Annotated in this window: 18 protein-coding genes and 1 pseudogene; 10 read left to right on the top strand and 9 right to left on the bottom strand. The window is 64.8% G+C overall.

Annotation, left to right across the window (positions count from 1 at the left end):
• Together GTP41_RS22525 and GTP41_RS22520 are read right to left on the bottom strand one after the other, a co-directional pair.
• On the bottom strand, nucleotides 1-548 hold a 548-nt coding region (locus GTP41_RS22525), incomplete at its 3' end, for a GAF domain-containing protein (protein WP_161027826.1).
• Nucleotides 545-1393: an MBL fold metallo-hydrolase gene (locus GTP41_RS22520; protein ID WP_161027825.1), complete on the bottom strand. Its 849-nt coding sequence runs from the start codon at nucleotides 1391-1393 to the stop codon at nucleotides 545-547. The genes GTP41_RS22525 and GTP41_RS22520, both read right to left, overlap by 4 nt.
• Nucleotides 1394-1582: 189 nt before the next feature.
• On the opposite strand from GTP41_RS22520, the gene GTP41_RS22515 reads away from it, so the two are divergent.
• The 3 genes and pseudogenes from GTP41_RS22515 to cueR all read left to right on the top strand — a co-directional run.
• The gene (locus tag GTP41_RS22515) at nucleotides 1583-2212 is read left to right on the top strand and encodes a ShlB/FhaC/HecB family protein (protein WP_161027824.1); all 630 of its coding nucleotides are present in this window, start codon (nucleotides 1583-1585) and stop codon (nucleotides 2210-2212) included.
• A gap of 68 nt (nucleotides 2213-2280) precedes the next feature.
• The gene (locus GTP41_RS22510; RefSeq protein ID WP_161027823.1) at nucleotides 2281-4482 is read left to right on the top strand and encodes a heavy metal translocating P-type ATPase; all 2202 of its coding nucleotides are present in this window, start codon (nucleotides 2281-2283) and stop codon (nucleotides 4480-4482) included.
• A 3-nt stretch (nucleotides 4483-4485) separates the two neighbouring features.
• Nucleotides 4486-4863, top strand: a pseudogene (gene cueR / locus GTP41_RS22505) (Cu(I)-responsive transcriptional regulator); the annotation flags it as partial.
• Nucleotides 4864-4866: 3 nt separating this feature from the next.
• Here cueR and GTP41_RS27490 read toward each other — a convergent pair.
• Together GTP41_RS27490 and GTP41_RS22495 are read right to left on the bottom strand one after the other, a co-directional pair.
• The gene (locus tag GTP41_RS27490; RefSeq protein WP_161027821.1) at nucleotides 4867-5613 is read right to left on the bottom strand and encodes a sulfite exporter TauE/SafE family protein; all 747 of its coding nucleotides are present in this window, start codon (nucleotides 5611-5613) and stop codon (nucleotides 4867-4869) included.
• Between the two features lie 53 nt (nucleotides 5614-5666).
• Nucleotides 5667-6368: an FMN-dependent NADH-azoreductase gene (locus GTP41_RS22495; protein WP_161027820.1), complete on the bottom strand. Its 702-nt coding sequence runs from the start codon at nucleotides 6366-6368 to the stop codon at nucleotides 5667-5669.
• Nucleotides 6369-6478: 110 nt separating this feature from the next.
• Here GTP41_RS22495 and GTP41_RS22490 point away from each other — a divergent pair, with 110 nt between their 5' ends.
• Nucleotides 6479-7366 (top strand): LysR substrate-binding domain-containing protein, encoded by an 888-nt coding sequence (locus tag GTP41_RS22490; RefSeq protein WP_202419848.1) that lies wholly within the window; start codon nucleotides 6479-6481, stop codon nucleotides 7364-7366.
• Complete coding sequence (locus GTP41_RS22485; RefSeq protein WP_202419847.1) at nucleotides 7366-8109, top strand: glutathione S-transferase; 744 nt, start codon at nucleotides 7366-7368, stop codon at nucleotides 8107-8109. The genes GTP41_RS22490 and GTP41_RS22485 overlap by 1 nt, the downstream gene beginning before the upstream one ends.
• On the opposite strand, the gene GTP41_RS22480 is transcribed toward GTP41_RS22485, so the two are convergent.
• Nucleotides 8093-8293 carry a heavy-metal-associated domain-containing protein gene (locus GTP41_RS22480; protein ID WP_161027818.1) on the bottom strand — a complete coding sequence of 67 codons (201 nt, stop codon included), beginning with the start codon at nucleotides 8291-8293 and terminating at the stop codon, nucleotides 8093-8095. The genes GTP41_RS22485 and GTP41_RS22480 overlap by 17 nt on opposite strands.
• A gap of 64 nt (nucleotides 8294-8357) precedes the next feature.
• On the opposite strand from GTP41_RS22480, the gene GTP41_RS22475 reads away from it, so the two are divergent.
• Both GTP41_RS22475 and GTP41_RS22470 read left to right on the top strand, forming a co-directional pair.
• Nucleotides 8358-9143 carry a DUF4349 domain-containing protein gene (locus tag GTP41_RS22475; protein WP_161027817.1) on the top strand — a complete coding sequence of 262 codons (786 nt, stop codon included), beginning with the start codon at nucleotides 8358-8360 and terminating at the stop codon, nucleotides 9141-9143.
• Nucleotides 9140-9559, top strand: coding sequence for a VOC family protein (locus GTP41_RS22470; protein WP_161027816.1), 420 nt, complete (start codon nucleotides 9140-9142; stop codon nucleotides 9557-9559). The genes GTP41_RS22475 and GTP41_RS22470 overlap by 4 nt, the downstream gene beginning before the upstream one ends.
• Here the strand turns inward: GTP41_RS22470 and ycaC are convergent, their stop codons facing one another.
• Complete coding sequence (gene ycaC, locus GTP41_RS22465) at nucleotides 9560-10165, bottom strand: isochorismate family cysteine hydrolase YcaC (protein ID WP_161027815.1); 606 nt, start codon at nucleotides 10163-10165, stop codon at nucleotides 9560-9562.
• Between the two features lie 102 nt (nucleotides 10166-10267).
• On the opposite strand from ycaC, the gene GTP41_RS22460 reads away from it, so the two are divergent.
• The gene (locus GTP41_RS22460) at nucleotides 10268-11167 is read left to right on the top strand and encodes a LysR substrate-binding domain-containing protein (protein ID WP_161027814.1); all 900 of its coding nucleotides are present in this window, start codon (nucleotides 10268-10270) and stop codon (nucleotides 11165-11167) included.
• Between the two features lie 49 nt (nucleotides 11168-11216).
• Here GTP41_RS22460 and GTP41_RS22455 read toward each other — a convergent pair whose 3' ends face one another.
• The 3 genes from GTP41_RS22455 to GTP41_RS22445 all read right to left on the bottom strand — a co-directional run bounded on the left by GTP41_RS22455 (nucleotide 11217) and on the right by GTP41_RS22445 (nucleotide 14105).
• Nucleotides 11217-13010 (bottom strand): PhoH family protein, encoded by a 1794-nt coding sequence (locus GTP41_RS22455; RefSeq protein WP_161027813.1) that lies wholly within the window; start codon nucleotides 13008-13010, stop codon nucleotides 11217-11219.
• A gap of 240 nt (nucleotides 13011-13250) precedes the next feature.
• Nucleotides 13251-13706 carry a peroxiredoxin gene (locus tag GTP41_RS22450; RefSeq protein WP_161027812.1) on the bottom strand — a complete coding sequence of 152 codons (456 nt, stop codon included), beginning with the start codon at nucleotides 13704-13706 and terminating at the stop codon, nucleotides 13251-13253.
• A gap of 24 nt (nucleotides 13707-13730) precedes the next feature.
• Entirely contained in the window at nucleotides 13731-14105 is a 375-nt protein-coding gene (locus tag GTP41_RS22445; protein ID WP_161027811.1) for an Mth938-like domain-containing protein, read from the bottom strand.
• 136 nt (nucleotides 14106-14241) lie between these two features.
• Here GTP41_RS22445 and GTP41_RS22440 point away from each other — a divergent pair, with 136 nt between their 5' ends.
• Entirely contained in the window at nucleotides 14242-15474 is a 1233-nt protein-coding gene (locus tag GTP41_RS22440) for a pyridoxal phosphate-dependent aminotransferase (RefSeq protein ID WP_161027810.1), read from the top strand.
• Between the two features lie 21 nt (nucleotides 15475-15495).
• Entirely contained in the window at nucleotides 15496-16818 is a 1323-nt protein-coding gene (locus tag GTP41_RS22435; RefSeq protein ID WP_161027809.1) for a homoserine dehydrogenase, read from the top strand.
• Nucleotides 16819-16903: the final 85 nt, after the last annotated feature.

The following is a 16903-nucleotide window of genomic DNA, read 5'->3' as shown; positions in this document are numbered from 1 at the left end:
TGGGCGGCGGCGCGCGGCGCGGCCGGCGCGGCAAAGCGCGGCGACTGGCGCGCGGCCAGCGCCACCGCCAGCGCTTCACACAGCACCTGCAGGCACTCCACCTGCTGCGCGGGGAAGGGCGCGCCGCTGCGCGTGTTCACCAGTTGCAGCACGCCGAGCAGTTCCTTGCCCTGGGCGTCGGCGATCGGCGCGGCCAGCACCTGGCGCGTGCGGTAGCCGGTGCGCTGGTCCATGCCGGGCTGGAATTGCAGCTGCGGCGAAATATCGCGCAGCTGCGAGGCGTCGTAGACGTCGGCGATATTCAGCGTTTGCTGGGTCAGCGCGACATAGCCGGCAATACTGCCCGGGGTGACGGCCACGCGGCTGTCGCGCGACACCAGGTAGTCCTTCTCCTGGTCCATCACGTACAGCACGCAGCGGTCGCAGTCGAACAGGTGGCACAGGTCGCTCGAGACGCTGGCCATCAGGGCCTCCAGGCCGGGCGCGGCGTGCAGGCGCGTGCTGACCGCTTGCAGCTTGCGGTACAGCTGCAGTTCGGAATCGCTCATAGCGTGACCTCCAGTCCTTCGTAAGCGAGCCTGACTTCCAGCCCGCCCAGCGCGCCGGCGTGGCGCGCCATGACGTCGGCGAAGACGGCCTCCAGTTCGTCGTCGCCGCGGGTCGGTTCGTGGTGGGTGCACAGCAGGCGGCGCGCGCCGCAGCGCAGGGCCATGGCGATGGCGCTGTCGAAAGTGCCGTGGCCCCAGCCGATCTTGGACGGGTACTCTTCACGCGTGTAGGAGCAGTCGATGACCAGGGCATCGACGCCGCGGACCAGCTCGTCCACCGCCGCGCTGCCGCTGGAAGGACTGGCTGGCGGTTCATAGTCGCCCGAGAAGAACAGCGACTTGCCGTTGCAGTCGATGCGGTAGCCCAGGTTGGTGACGGGGTGGCTCATCACCGTGTTGCGCACCGTGGCATCGCCCACCAGCACGCTTTCGCCCACTTGCAGCGTGCGCGCGGACAGGGTGGCCGACATCTCGGCTTCGCCCACCGGGAAGTAGCTGTACTGCAACTGCACACCCATGACATGCTCGATGCCCTTGCCGGTCTCGCTGTCGGCGGCGCCGTACAGGCACACCTTGCTGCCCCGGACGAACAGCGGCGAGAAGAAGGGCAGGCCGTGGATATGGTCCCAGTGGCTGTGGGTGATGAGGATATTGGCTTCGATCGGGCGCTGCGGCGCGGCCACCAGCGCTTGCGCCAGCGGGAAAATGCCGGTGCCGGCATCAATGATGAGCAAGGTGTCGTTGTCGGTGCGGACTTCGATACAGGTGGTGTTGCCGCCGTAGCGCACGGTGCGCGGGCCGGGCGACGGAATGGAGCCGCGCACCCCCCAGAACTTGAATTTCATTGTTGCCACATCCCCATTTTTTGTTGTCTATATTCCAAGTGCTCCCATGATAGCGCCAAATACGCAACACTCAACGGTGCGCCGCCGCGCAGGTGTAAAATATAACTGTCATTTTGCCCATCTCGTCCTAAACTGAGAGTAACAACAGTTGCTCCTTAGCTAGGCAAGGTGATTGCCGGGAGAGCGAAGATGAACAGCCCCGCACCGCGTATTCTGGGCCTGGCCGCGCTGGCCTGTGCTTGTGGAACCCTGGCCGCCGCCCCGCTGCGAGCGGAGCGGGAGCGAACGTCGCCTGCGGCGTTCGACCTCAGCGCAAGCCAGACCCGGCTCAGCGACTGGCCGGGCACGCCGAACTCGAATAATGTCACAGTGCGCCTGGCGGCGTCGCTCACGCAGTCCCTGCCGCGCGACTGGATGGTGCGCGCTAGCGTTAACACCCAGTACAACTCGGCCGACCTGAGCCTGCACGAGGCGCTGGCGCCGTCCGCCGCGACCTCGCTGCGCCTGATGCGCGACCGCGACGTGCTGCGCGATGGCGGCATCGGCAGCAATGTCGAGCTGTATTCGCCGAATATGTGCGCCTCCCTGCTGCGCAAGTGCCGCGGGCTGCTGTTCTATGACCGCAACTTCATCCGTTACAACCGCAATTACGCCGGGCAGCTGCGCAGCGGGCGGGTGGGCAGCGTCGGCATTGGCTTGCGCATGCAGCTGGACAAGCACTCGAGCATGCAGCTCGATTATGGCCGCGTAGTGCGTTCCGACCAGATGCCGGAAGATGGCCGCAACCGGCTGACCCTGCGCTTCGGCCATAACTGGTAAAAAGCGCTTGACCTTCCTATCGTGGGATACTTGATACTGGTCGCCAGAATAGAGGCGAGGAGTATCCCATGAGTCAGTTCCAGCAAACCGTCCGCATTGAAGGCATGAGCTGCGCATCCTGCGTGCGCCGCGTTGAGAAAGCGCTGGGCAGCGTGCCCGGCGTGTCGCATGCCGCCGTCAACCTGGCCACCGAGACCGCGCGTGTCGATTCCGACGCGCCGCTGGCGTTTGCCGCCTTGCAGCAGGCCATCGGCAAGGCCGGCTACAGCGCCAGCGAGGTGGCGGCGCCGGCCACGCAGCACGCGCCGCTGATCCCGGAAGGGCTGGCCGTGCTGCTGGCCGCGGCGCTGTCGCTGCCGCTGGTGGTGCCGATGGTGGCCGAGTGGTTCGGCGGCCACGTCATGCTGCCGGCGTGGCTGCAGTGGGCGCTGGCGACGCCGGTGCAGTTCGTATTCGGCGCGCGCTTCTACCGCGCGGGCTGGAAGGCGCTCAAGGCCGGTTCGGGCACCATGGACTTGCTGGTGGCGCTGGGCACTTCGGCGGCGTATGGCCTGAGCGTCTATCTGGCGCTGGCGCCGCAGGACGGCATGCTGCATTTGTATTTCGAGGCGTCGGCGGTGGTGGTGACCCTGGTCCTGCTGGGCAAGTGGCTGGAGGCGCGCGCCAAGCGGCAGACCGCTTCGGCCATCCGCGCGCTGCAGGAGCTGCGGCCGGCCACGGCGCGCGTGCGGCGCGAGGGCGAGTCCGATGCGGACCTGCCGATTGAACACGTGCGGGTGGGCGATATCGTGGTGATCCGCGCCGGCGAGCGCGTGGCGGTCGATGGCGAGGTGGTGGACGGCGCCAGCCATGTGGACGAGTCGCTGATCACCGGCGAAAGCCTGCCGGTGGCTAAGCACGTCGGCGACCGGGTGACGGGCGGCGCGATCAATGGCGAGGGCTTGTTGCTGGTGCGCACCAGCGCGACCGGGGCGGAGACCATGCTGTCGCGCATCATCCGCCTGGTGGAGGATGCGCAAGCGGCCAAGGCACCGGTGCAAAAGCTGGTCGACCAGGTGGCGGCGGTGTTCGTGCCGGTGGTGCTGGTGATCGCGCTGCTGACCTTTGCCGGCTGGTGGCTGGCCACAGGCAATGCCGAACCGGCCCTGATCAATGCGGTGGTGGTGATGGTGATCGCCTGTCCTTGCGCGCTCGGGCTGGCGACGCCGGCGGCGATCATGGCCGGCACCGGGGTGGCGGCGCGCCATGGCATCCTGATCAAGGATGCCGAGGCGCTGGAAATGGCGCGCCAGGTGGATACCGTGGTGTTCGACAAGACCGGCACCCTGACGCAGGGGCGGCCGGTGCTGGCGCAGCTGCTGCCGCACGCGGTGGACGCGGCGCGCGCGCTGCAGTTGGCCGCCGCCATCCAGCGCGGCAGCGAACACTCGCTGGCGCGCGCGGTGCTGGACGCGGAGGCGGCAGCCAGCGCATCGGCGCCGGCTGGCGCAAAACTGGCCGCGCTGGCGGCGAGCGAGGTGGTGACGCTGGCGGGGCGCGGGCTGCAGGCGCGGGTGGATGGCCAGGAGCTGTTGCTGGGCAGCGGCCGCCTGATGGCGGAGCGCGGCATCGACCTGTCGCCGCTGCAGCAGCGCGCGACCGAGCTGGAGGCGCAGGGCCACACCATTTCCTGGCTGGCCGACGCCGGCGGCGGCAATGGCGTGCTGCTTGGCCTGCTGGCCTTTGCCGACCAGCCGAAGGCGAACGCGCGCGCGGCAGTGGAGCGCCTGCATGCGCGCGGCATCGCCACCGTCATGCTGACCGGCGACAACCAGGGCAGCGCGCAAGCCGTGGCCCAGGCGCTGGGCATCGGCACGGTGGAGGCCAACCTCCTGCCGGCCGACAAAACTACCGTCATCGCGCGCCTGAAAGCGGAGGGCAAGCGGGTTGCCATGGTGGGCGACGGCATCAACGACGCGCCGGCGCTGGCGGCCGCGCATGTGGGCATCGCCATGGCCACCGGCACCGACGTGGCCATGAACGCCGCCGGCATCACCCTGATGCGCGGCGAACCGCTGCTGGTGGCCGATGCGATCGACATTTCGCACCGCACCTTCAGCAAGATCCGCCAGAACCTGTTCTGGGCCTTCATCTACAATGTGGCGGGCATTCCGCTGGCGGCATTTGGCATGCTGAACCCTCTGCTGGCCGGCGCCGCCATGGCATTCAGCTCGGTCAGCGTCATCAGCAATGCACTGCTGCTGCGCCGCTGGCAACCGTCCAAGGAGTAAACAATGAATATCGGCCAAGCCGCCGCCGCATCCGGCGTCAGCGCGAAAATGATCCGTTATTACGAGAGCATCGGCCTGGTGCGCGAGACGGCGCGCACAGAGAGCGGTTACCGCATCTACGGCGAGAACGACCTGCACGCGCTGCGCTTCATCAAGCGCGCGCGCAGCCTGGGCTTTTCGCTGGAGCAGATCAGCGACTTGCTCTCGCTATGGCAGGACACGGGCCGCGCCAGTGCGGACGTGAAGACGATCGCCATGTCCCATGTGGATGAGCTGAACCAGCGCATCGTCGAGTTGACCGAAATGCGCGACACGCTGGCCAGCCTGGCCAAGACCTGCCACGGCGACGAGCGCCCGGACTGCCCGATCCTGCAGACGCTGGGTTCAGCGCAGGAACATGTACACGGTGAGCACTGCGCCCACCAGCACGACAAAGATGCGCATCAGCTGGGGCGGAAGGCGGTAGATCAGCCACGAGCCCAGAAGCCCGCCCGCAATACCTCCCGCGCATAAGGCCAGCGCTGCAGCCCAGCTGATCATGCCGGAAAAGGCGAAGATCAGCGTGGCCGATGCGTTCATGGCCATGGCCAGCATGTTTTTGGTGGCGGTGGCGGCGCGGATCTGCTGGCCGGCGATGGTGAGCGCGGCCAGCATCAAAAAGCCGATGCCGCCGCCGAAGTAGCCGCCGTAGACCGCAATGCAGGTCTGGACCAGGGCCAGCGCCCATTTCGGCATGCTGGCGCTGGCCTGCACTGGCTGGCGGCGGAAGGCGCCCCAGGCGAACATGGCGGTGGCGAACAGCACCAGCCAAGGCACGAGTTTGGCAAAGAAGGTGGGCGGCGTAATCCACAACAGGATGGCGCCGGCGATGCCGCCTGCGAAGCTGATGATGAACAACTGCTTGAAGGTGAGGCCGCTGACGCCTTCGGCGATCTTGCGCCCGGCGATGGCGGAGGTGGCCTGGGCGGGGAACATGGCGACCGTGGAGGTCATGTTCGCGGCGACCGGGTTCAGGCCGGCCAGCAGCAGGGCGGGGAAGGTGATGAAGGAGCCGCCGCCGGCCAACGCGTTCTGCGTGCCGGCGAACAGGCCTGCTGCGGCGAGCAGCAAAATCGTTTGGAGGTCGGGCATCGGGCCATTATAGCCAAGCTGCCCGCGGCCTGCCGGCGCCTGCGCGGCGCGGCTCAGGCGACGCGGCGGGCGGCATCCGGCGCGCGCCTGGCGGCGATGGCTTCCGCCAGGCGGTCGGTCGCTTGCTCGGCTTCGGCGATGGAGCGCGCCAGCCGCTCGTCGCCGAATTCGTCGTACTCGATGGCGGCGCTGAAGGCCTGCTCCACGCCGATATAGCGGAAGGCGCTGCGCACCGACGCTTCCACGTGGTTGAGGCCTTCCAGGCGCTGGCCGGGACCGTAGCCATAGTCGCCGCGCGAGGACAGTATGACCAACTGCTTGCCGGCATCCGCCAGCAGGGGCCAATACGGCTCGCCTGGGCGTGCACGGTCGAAGCCAAAGGTGCGGCCGATGCGCACGATGTTGTCGATCCATGCCTTGAATTGCGCTGGCGGGCCGAAGTTATACATCGGTACCCCGGCCACGATGATGTCGGCCCGCAGCAGTTCGTCCACCAGCTGGTCGCTCTGCGCCAGCACCTCCGCCATCCAGGGCTCGCGCGCGGCGGGCGGCGTGAAGGCGGCATGGACCCAGTTGCCCGTGACTGGCGCCGGCGGCTCCGCACCGAGATCGCGATAGATGACTTCAGTTTCGCTATCGAGCTGACGGTAGCGCTCCAGGAAGCGCGCCGTCAGGCGGCGCGTGTGCGAGCCATGCGGCTGCGCGCCGGAACGGCCGGGACGCGCGCTGGAATCAAGGTGCAGGATGGTGGTCATTCAAGTTCTCCGGTGGGTTGCGATGACCATACTTTGAGGCCGCCGGGGGCCGCCGACAAACGATCATTTCTCAGCTCATGGCTGAATGGAATTCATGTATAGTGAATCGCATGAATCGTATGACTCGCCGCCTGCCATCCCTGTCCGCCCTGTACAGCTTTGAGGCCGCCGCCCGCCTGCAGAGCTTTAAGCTCGCTGCCGAGGAGTTGTCCGTCAGCGCGACCTCGATCAGCCACCAGGTGCGCGCGCTGGAGGAGGCGCTGGACGTGCGCCTGTTCCTGCGCAAGACGCGGGCCGTCGAGCTGACGCCGGAAGGGCGCATCCTGCTGCAGGCGACCGGCAGCGGCTTTGATGCGATTGCCGCCGGGGTGGAGCGCTTGCGCCATGAGCAGCGGCGCACCGTGACGCTGGCGACCACGCCGGCCTTCGCTGCGCGCTGGCTGGTGCCGCGCCTGGCATCCTTCAATGCCGCGCATCCCGGCATCGCGCTCAATATCCAGGCCAGCAACAAGCCGGTCGACCTGGCGGGCGGCGCCGCCGACCTGGCGGTGCGCGGCGGTTACGGCAGCTTCCCAGGGCTGCGCGCGACGCGCCTGATGCGGGCGGTGTTTGCGCCTGTTGCCAGTCCGCGCCTCAAACTGCGCAAGGCGGGCGACGTGGCGCGCCACCCGCTGCTGCACTTTGAATGGCAGCGCGGCTACAAGGGCGCGCAGACCTGGGAGAAGTGGGCTAAGGTAGCGGGTGTGGCACTGGACACCAGTTGCGGCCTGCGCTTTTCCGAGGAGTCGCACGCGGTGCAGGCGGCGATCGCCGGACAGGGCGTGGTGCTGACCGCGCTGGCGCTGGTGCGGGAGGAAATCGGCATGGGTTTGCTGGAGGCGCTGCCGGAACCGGCATTGGGCGGCTTTGACTTTTATGTAGTGCGGCCGGAAGGCGATGACCAGCGCGCAGAAGTGCGCACGGTCGAGGACTGGCTGCTGGCACAGGAGGCGGTGTGATGGAACCCTACCAGCTTTACTACTGGCCGACGATCCAGGGGCGCGGTGAATTCGTGCGCCTGGCGCTGGAGGAGGCCGGCGTGCCCTACGTCGATGTGGCGCGCGGCAAGGGCGGCATGAAGGCGATGCATGCGGTGATTGCCGGCGGCAGCGAAGGCTTCGCCGCGTTCGCGCCGCCGGTGTTGCGCGCGGGCGGGCTGCTGGTCGGGCAAACCGCCAATATCCTGATGTTCCTGGGCGCGCGGCATAAGCTGGCGCCGCGCGCGGAGGCAGGGCGGCTGTGGTGCAACCAGCTGCAGCTGACTATTGCCGACATGGTCGGCGAGGCGCATGACACGCACCATCCGATTTCGGTCAACCAGTATTATGAGGAGCAGGCGCGCGAGGCGCGGGCCCGGGCGCGCGACTTCGCGGTCGAGCGCATTCCCAGGTTCCTCGATTATTTTGAGTCGGTGCTGCAGGCGAACCCTGGCCGTGGCGGCTGGATGGTGGGTTCGCGTCTGAGTTATGTGGACCTGTCGCTGTTCCAGTTGCTGGACGGCCTGCGGTATGCATTCCCCAAGGTGATGGCGGCCTACCAGGGCCGCTGGCCGGGGCTGGCGCGGCTGGCCGGCAGGGTGGCGGCGCGGCCCCGCATCGCGGCCTACCTGGCGTCGCCGCGCCGCCTCGCCAACAATGAGGATGACCTGTTCCGGCATTACCCGGAACTGGAGCGGGGCGTGCGCGTCAGGCCGCGCGCGTGACCGGGTAGCCGGCGTCCACGATGGCAGCCTTGATCGGCGCCAGCGCGGCGGCAGAGTTGACCTTGACGTGCTTGCCCTTCAGGTCGACTTCCACCAGGGCGGCCGGGTCGACAGTGTGCACGGCTTGCGTCACGGCCGAGACGCAGTGGCCGCAGGTCATGTTTTCTACAGTGAGTTCGTACATTTTGAGATCCTTTCGTCTAATGAATAAACGTACTTTAATCCTTCCCACCATTGTAAAGTCAAGCGTGCTGGCGCTGTTGGTGCTGTCCGCGCTGCAGGGCTGCTCGCGGCCATACGCCAGCAGCGATATCGGCTACTCGTCTGCCGCCGCGAAAGAAGCGGTGGCCGGCGCGCAGCAGCCGGCGCGCGGCAAGTACCTGGCCTACGAGCATTCGGTCACCGTGGATGCGGCCGAGGGCGAGATCAAGCCCTTGCTCGACAAACTGGTCGCCGCCTGCCACGCCGACGTGGCGAACCAGTGCACCTTGCTCGCCTCCGGCGTGCAGGGCGGGCGCGAGTCCAGCGCGAACGTGCGTGTGCGCATCAAGCGGCCCGGCGTGGACAAGCTGGTGGCGCTGGCCGCAGCGGGCGGCGAGGTCGCATCGCGCCATACGGCGGCGGAAGACCTGGAAGGTCCGATCCGCGACAATGCCAAGCGTCTCGACATGCTGCGTTCCTACCAGCAGAAGCTGCAGGCGCTGGAAGCGAAGAGCAGCAACAATGTCGAAGCATTGGTTAAATTGTCGCAGGAGCTGGCCTCGGTGCAGAGCGAGCTGGAGGCGGCCACTGGCGCGGAGGCGCGCTTGCTGGAACGCGTCAATATGGACTTGCTGAACATCTCGATCCAGTCGCGCACGCAGCGCGGCTTCTGGTCGCCGGTCAAACGCTCGTTGAGCGATTTCGGCAGCAACCTGTCGGAAGGGATTGCCAGTGCGGTGACCGGCGTGGCGTACATGATTCCGTGGGCGCTGATCCTGCTGCTGGTCGGCGCGCTGGCGCGCAAGCTCTGGCGCAAGGTGCGCCGCCAATGAAACAGTCAATTGTGCATATTGCCCTGGTCGTGCGCGACTACGATGAGGCGATAGATTTTTACGTCAACACGCTCGGCTTCGAGCTGCTCGACGATACCCACCAGCCGGAGCAGGACAAGCGCTGGGTGGTGGTGGCGCCGCCTGGTGGCAGCGGCACCACCATCCTGCTGGCGCGCGCATCGAAAGCGGAACAGGAGCCCTTCATCGGCAACCAGGCCGGCGGCCGCGTGTTCCTGTTCCTGAACACGGACGACTTCTGGCGCGACTACGAGCGCTTGCAGGCGCGCGGCGTGCGCATCGTGCGCGAACCGAAGCAGCAGGACTACGGCATGGTGGCCGTCTTCGCCGACCTGTATGGCAACCTGTGGGACCTGCTGCAGCTGAACCCCGGGCACCCCATCGCACGCCGGAGTTAATCAGCCTTTGTTAAAGCTGGTAAACAGGTTGCGGTAGTCGGGGATATGGTTGGAGAACAAGTTACCCAGGCCCTCGATATCGTTGCGCCAGTCGCGGTGCAGTTCGCAGGCAACAGCGAACCAGCTCATAAGCTGCACGCCTGCCTGCTGCATGCGCGCCCAGGCGGCATCGCGTGTGATCTCGTTGAAGGTGCCTGAGGCATCGGTCACCACGAACACGTCAAAGCCGGCTTCGATGGCCGACAGCGCAGGGAAGGCGACGCATACTTCGGTCACCACGCCGGCGATGATCAGCTGTTTTTTGCCGGTGGCTTTGATGGCCTGCACGAAGTCTTCATTGTCCCAGGCGTTGATCTGGCCGGGGCGCGCGATGTAAGGCGCGTCCGGAAACTGGGCTTTCAGTTCCGGCACCAGCGGGCCGTTCGGGCCCGACTCGAAGCTGGTGGTGAGGATGGTCGGCAGCTTGAAGTACTTGGCGATGTCGCCCAGTGCCAGCACATTGTTCTTGAACTTGTCGGGATCGATATCGCGCACCAGCGACAGCAGGCCGGATTGGTGGTCGACCAGCAGCACGGCGGCGTCATTCTTGTCGAGGCGTTTGTACATGGGGTTCTCCTGTGAGGTGGTTAGGTGACTGCAGGATAGCCATGCATCAATCGCCGCGGTAGAGCGGTAAAATGTCCTCAGTGTTCTTTTGGTGGGACAACGATGGATGATTTGAACGATCTGTATTACTTTGTGCAAGTGGTGGAGCACGGCGGCTTTACGCCTGCCGGGCGGGCGCTGGGCATGCCGAAGTCGAAGCTGAGCCGGCGTATCGCGGCGCTGGAGCAGCAATACGACGTGCGCCTGTTGCAGCGAACCACGCGCCATTTCTCCGTGACCGAAACAGGGCGCGAGTTCTACCAGCATTGCCTGGCGGTGCTGGTGGAAGTGCAGGGCGCGCGCGAAGTGATGGAGCGCCAACGCTCAGAACCACAGGGCACGGTGCGCGTCAGTTGTCCGACCGCGCTGCTGGAATACCGCATCGGCCCGCTGGTGGCGCGCTTCATGAAGCAGTGGCCGAAAGTGCGCGTCATGCTGGAGGCGACCAACCGGCGCGTCGATGTGCTGGGCGAGGGCTTGGATATCGCGTTGCGCGTGCGCTTCCCGCCGCTGGAGTCGAGCGAGCTGGTGATGCGGGTGCTGGCCAATAGCCCGCAACGCCTGGTGGCCAGCCCGGCGCTGCTCAAGCCGCGCAAGTCGCTCAAGCACCCGGATGCGCTGGCGTTGGCGGGCTTGCCCAGCCTGGACTGGGGGCCGCCGCGCGAGCATGCATGGCAGCTGGATGGGCCGCGTGGCGCCAAGGCGACGGTGCCGCACCAGCCGCGTTACATTACGGACGATATGACGGCCTTGCGTCAGGCGGCGCTGGAGGGTATCGGCGTGGTGCAGTTGCCATGCATGGTGGTGGAGGATGCGCTGGCCAGCGGCAAGCTGGTGGACGTGGTGCCGGGCTGGGCGCCGCAGGTGGGCTTGATCCATGCGGTTTTCCCGTCGCGGCGCGGCTTGCTGCCTGGCGTGCGCTTGCTGCTCGACTTCCTGGCGGCGAATATCCAGCAGGACTAAATGAAAAAGCCCCGCACTGGGCGGGGCTTGGTGGTGGCGCGGGGCCGGGTTACAGCACGTCGCTCGCGTGGTCGGCCAGGCGCGAACGCTCGCCGCGTGCCAGGGTGACGTGGCCGCTGTGGGCCCAACCTTTGAAGCGGTCGACCACGTAGGTCAGGCCGGACGAACCTTCGGTCAGGTACGGCGTGTCGATCTGCGCGATGTTACCCAGGCACAGGATCTTGGTGCCGGGACCGGCGCGCGTCACCAGGGTCTTCATCTGCTTCGGCGTCAGGTTCTGCGCCTCGTCGATGATGAGGAACTTGTTGACGAAGGTGCGGCCGCGCATGAAGTTCAGCGACTTGATCTTGATGCGCGAGCGGATCAGGTCTTGCGTCGCCGCGCGGCCCCATTCGCCGCCTTCGCCGTCGGACTTGTTCAGCACTTCCAGGTTGTCGTCGAAGGCGCCCATCCAAGGACCCATCTTCTCTTCCTCGGTACCCGGCAGGAAGCCGATATCCTCGCCCACCGGCACCGTGACGCGGGTGACGATGATCTCGTTATACAGCTTGGTCTCCAGCACCTGCGCCAGGCCGGCGGCCAGGGCCAACAGGGTCTTGCCGGTACCGGCCTGGCCCAGCAGGGTGATGAAGTCGCACTCCGGATTCATCAACAGGTTCAGCGCGAAGTTCTGCTCGCGATTGCGGGCCGTGACGCCCCACACGCTGTTCTTGTTGTGCGAGTAGTCGCGCAGGGTTTGCAACACGGCGGTTTTGCCGTTGATCTGCTTCACTTGCGCGTAGAACGGCGCCTCGCCGCTGGTCGGCTCCAGGAACACGAACTGGTTCACCAGCAGGGACGGGATGAAGGGGCCGGTCACGCGGTAGAAGGTGCTGGACTGGCCGTGCTTGTTCTCCTGCCAGGACTCCATGTCCTTGCCATGCTTGTTCCAGAAATCGTCCGGCAGCTGGACGATGCCCGAGTACAGCAGGTCGGTGTCTTCCAGCACGTGGTCGTTGAAGTAGTCTTCCGCCGGCAGGCCCATGGCGCGCGCCTTGATGCGCATATTGATGTCTTTCGACACCAGCACCACGGCGCGGCCAGGCTGCTCCGCTTCCAGCGAACGCACCACGGCCAGGATCTGGTTATCCGCTTTACCCTGCGGCAGGCCTTGTGGCAGGTCCGCCACCTGCACCTTGGTCTGGAAGAACAGGTGGCCCTTGGCGTCCTTGTTACCCAGCTTGCTCAGCGGGATGCCGGCGTCCATGGCGTCGTCGTCGGTGTTGCTGACCAGGGCGTCGAGGGTGCGCGAGACCTGGCGCGCATTGCGCGCGACTTCGGACATGCCTTTCTTGTGGTTGTCCAACTCCTCCAGCGTCATCATCGGCAGGAAGACATCGTGCTCCTCAAAGCGGAACAGCGAGGACGGGTCGTGCATCAGCACATTGGTATCGAGCACGAACAGCTTGGTGCTGCCCACCACATCGGCCTTGCGGCTGCTGGCGGACTTGAGCACGACTTCGTGCGCCTTGTGTTTGGCCGGGTGCGGTGCGTCGGCCTTGATCGGCGTGACTTTGGCGCGCGCTTGCGGCGCCGCCTTGGTGCGCGGCGGGGCCGGCACGTCGTCCGGCAGCTTGGCGACTTTCAATGCGCTCGGCTTGGCAGCCTCGCCCTTTTTCGCAGCGGTCTTGGCCGCCGGCGCCGGGGCTACTGCTTTGGCAGCAGTCTTGGTCGCCGCTTTCTTCGGCGCTGGTGCTGCCTCTTCTTCGGTAGGGAAGGGAACCGGATTCGCTCCGCTCGCCTTCGGGTAGTCTTTAGCCAGCAGCAGGGTGGCTGGCTTGCTAGGCAGTTTTGGCAGTGGCATCAGGATCTCAATCTCAAAAAGGATGCATCCACGCGAAGGCAAACGCCGGTGCATGGACGATCATGGGGTAATCGGAAAAACTAAAGGATGCCTGGCGGGCGTCTGCGTCGCCCGAAAGCCGGTGGGCATTGTGCCACCGGGGACAGTGGGTAGAAGGACTTACTCGACTCAAAATCTGGCTGACACGATCAAATGTAAAGCTCCCGTTGAGCTAACACATTCGCAGCGAGGGCCTTGCCATCAGCCCAGGGTTGCCACGAATTCCAGCACTTCATCGACGTGACCTGGTACTTTCACGCCTCTCCATTCTTTCACCAATCGGCCTTTTGCGTCAATCACAAACGTGCTGCGCTCAACGCCGCGTACATCTTTACCGTACATTTTTTTCATCTTCATGACATTGAAGGCCAGGCACACCGCTTCGTCCGGGTCGGAGATCAGCTCGAAGGGCAGGCCCAGTTTGGCCTTGAAGTTTTCGTGCGAGCGCAGCGAGTCGCGGCTGATGCCGTAAATTTCAGCACCGGCGGCGGTGAATTTGTCGTGCAGGTCGCGGAACGCCATGTTCTCGGTGGTGCAGCCAGGGGTGTTGTCCTTGGGGTAGAAGAACAGGACGGTGGATTTGGCTGGACGGCCCGAGAGCTGGAAGGTCTGGCCGCTGGTCATCGCGGCGCTGAAGTCTGGGATGGTTTGGCTCATGCGCGTTTATTTAGGGGCAATGGTTTACTTTTCAATGATCAATGCCAGCAGGGCTTTGCGGCCTTCACCCATCAGGATGTTGTAGGTGCGGCAGGCGGCATTGGTGTCCATGCATTCGACGCCGATCTGCTTCGACAGCAGCGGCGCGGTCAGGCGCGGGTGGACAAAGCGCTGGCGTTCGCCGGTACCGAGGATGACCACGTCGGGCTGCTCGGCCAACAACTGCTCGAAGTGTTCGACGGTCAGTTCCGCGAAATTCGCCACCGGCCAGGCGCGCGGCGCCGTTTCCGGCAGCACCAGCAGGCTGTGGTCAAAGGGGCGGCCATTGATTTCAACCCCACCCTCGAAGTAGCCGGAAACGGTCTGGTACTGGCCGGTGGTGCTGGAGTGGAGCTTCATAATGACGATTCGCTATATTTAAATACAATAGAGATCTTATTGTAACGTTTTGCGTATATCGATGGTTGATTAAACCAATTTAATTCGGCAGAATGGGTATTTTCGCAATGCAGCATTTATACCTAAGGGATTGATTTTGCGTCCGGTTCAGAAATCCAACAAGCTTAACGAGATTTGCTACGAAATCCGCGGTCCGGTGCCCGAAAAGGCCCGCCTGATGGAAGAAGAAGGCCACAAGATCATCAAGCTCAACATCGGCAATATGCAGCCATTCGGCTTCGACCCGCCCGATGAAATCGTCCACGACATGATCCTGAACCTGCCGAATGCGGCGGGCTACACCGACTCCAAGGGCTTGTTCGCGCCGCGCAAGGCGGTCATGCACTACACCCAGCAGAAGAATGTCGCCGGCGTCACCATGGACGATATTTACCTGGGCAACGGCGCCTCGGAGCTGATCGTGATGTCGATGAACGCCCTGCTGAACAACGGCGACGAGGTGCTGGTGCCGGCGCCCGACTACCCGCTGTGGACGGCGGCGGTCAGCCTGTCCGGCGGCAAACCGGTGCACTACGTGTGCGACGAGCAGCAGGACTGGTTCCCGGACATCGACGATATGCGCAAGAAGATCACGCCGAATACCAAGGCGATCGTCGTGATCAACCCCAACAACCCGACCGGCGCCCTGTACCCGGACGAGGTGCTGCTGCAGATTATTGAACTGGCGCGCCAGCACCAGCTGATCATCTACGCCGACGAAATCTACGACAAGGTGCTGTACGACGGCGTGCAGCACACCTCCATCGCCGCGCTGTGCGAGGACGTGTTCTGCGTCACCTTCAACGGCCTGTCCAAGAGCTACCGCTCCTGCGGCTACCGCTCCGGCTGGATGGTGCTGTCGGGCGAAAACAAGAAATATGCGAAGGACTACATCTGGGGCCTGAATATGCTGGCCTCGATGCGCCTTTGCGCCAATGCGCCGGGCCAGTTTGCGATCCAGACTGCGCTCGGCGGCTACCAGAGCATCAACGACCTGGTGGCTCCCGGCGGGCGCCTGCTCAAGCAGCGCGACCTGGCATACAAGCTGTTGTCCGAGATTCCGGGCGTCAGCGTAGTCAAGCCAAAAGCTGCACTCTATATGTTCCCCCGCCTCGATCCGAAGATCTACCCGATCGCGGACGACCAGCAATTCGCTTACGAACTGCTGGAAGAAACCAAAGTCCTTATCGTGCAGGGCACGGGCTTCAACTGGCATAGCCCGGACCACTTCCGCGTGGTGTTCCTGTCCAATTCGGACGATATGGAAGATGCATTCGGCCGCATCGCGCGCTTCATGGAAGGCTACCGAAAACGGCACGGGCACGGCTAACACAATCAGGGAAATAGAAAGATGAAATCGATTAAAGTAGGTTTGCTGGGCGTAGGCAATGTAGGTGCCGGAACGTTCAGTGTATTGCGCCGCAACCAGGAAGAGATCCGCCGCCGCGCCGGCCGCGGTATTGAGATCGTGGCCGTATCGGCCCGCAACCTGGAGCGCGCCAAGGAACGCACAGAAGGCCAGTGCAAAGTCGTGGCAGACCCGTTCGAGATCGTCAACGATCCGGAAATCGATATCGTCGTGGAGCTGATTGGCGGCTACGACACCGCCAAGGAACTGGTGATGCAGGCCATCGCCAACGGCAAGCACGTAGTCACCGCCAACAAGGCGCTGCTGGCGCTGCACGGCACCGAGATCTTCGCCGCGGCCCAGGCCAAGGGCGTGATGGTCGCCTTCGAAGCCGCTGTCGCCGGCGGCATCCCGATCATCAAGGCGCTGCGCGAAGGCCTGACCGCCAACCGCATCGAATGGATCGCCGGCATCATCAACGGCACCACCAATTTCATCCTGTCCGAGATGCGCGACAAGGGCCTGGACTTCGCCACCGTGCTGAAGGAAGCGCAGCGTCTGGGCTACGCCGAAGCCGATCCGACCTTCGACATCGAAGGCGTGGACGCGGCGCACAAGGCCACCATCCTGTCGGCGATTGCCTTCGGCATCCCGGTGCAGTTCGACAAAGCGCATATCGAAGGCATCACCAAGCTGCAGGCGATCGACATCAAATACGCCGAGCAACTGGGCTACCGCATCAAGCTGCTGGGCATTGCGCGCCGCGCCAAGGTGGAAGGCGGCGAGGGCATCGAGCTGCGCGTGCACCCGACCCTGATCCCGGCCAAGCGCCTGATCGCCAATGTGGAAGGCGCCATGAATGCCGTGCTGGTGCAGGGCGACGCCATCGGCGCCACCATGTATTACGGCAAAGGCGCCGGCCCCGAGCCGACCGCCTCCGCCGTGATCGCCGACCTGGTCGACATCACCCGCCTGGCCACCGCCGACCCGGAGCACCGCGTACCGCACCTGGCCTTCCAGCCGAACGCGATGACCGACATCAAGATCCTGCCGATGGCCGACATCACGACCTGCTACTACCTGCGCATGACCGTGGCCGACCGTCCCGGCGTGCTGGCCGAACTGACCCGCATCCTGGCCGACGGCAGCATCTCGATCGACGCCATGATGCAGAAGGAGCCGGCGGAAGGCGAGACCCATACCGACATCATCCTGCTGACGCACCTGACGCAAGAGAAGAACGTCGTAGCCGCGATCGACAAGATCGAAGCGCTGTCCAGCGTGGTCGGCAAGGTCACCAAGATCCGCCTGGAAAACCTGGCGTAAAACCAAAATTCGGGGTCAGGTCTGACAATCGGACAAACTATGCGCGAAGCGCATAGTTTGTCCGATTGTCAGACCTGACCCCGAA

Source organism: Pseudoduganella guangdongensis (assembly GCF_009857475.1).
In the GTDB taxonomy this organism is placed as follows: Bacteria; Pseudomonadota; Gammaproteobacteria; order Burkholderiales; family Burkholderiaceae_D; genus Rugamonas; species Rugamonas guangdongensis.
This window is presented reverse-complemented; position numbering and strand designations above follow the sequence as displayed.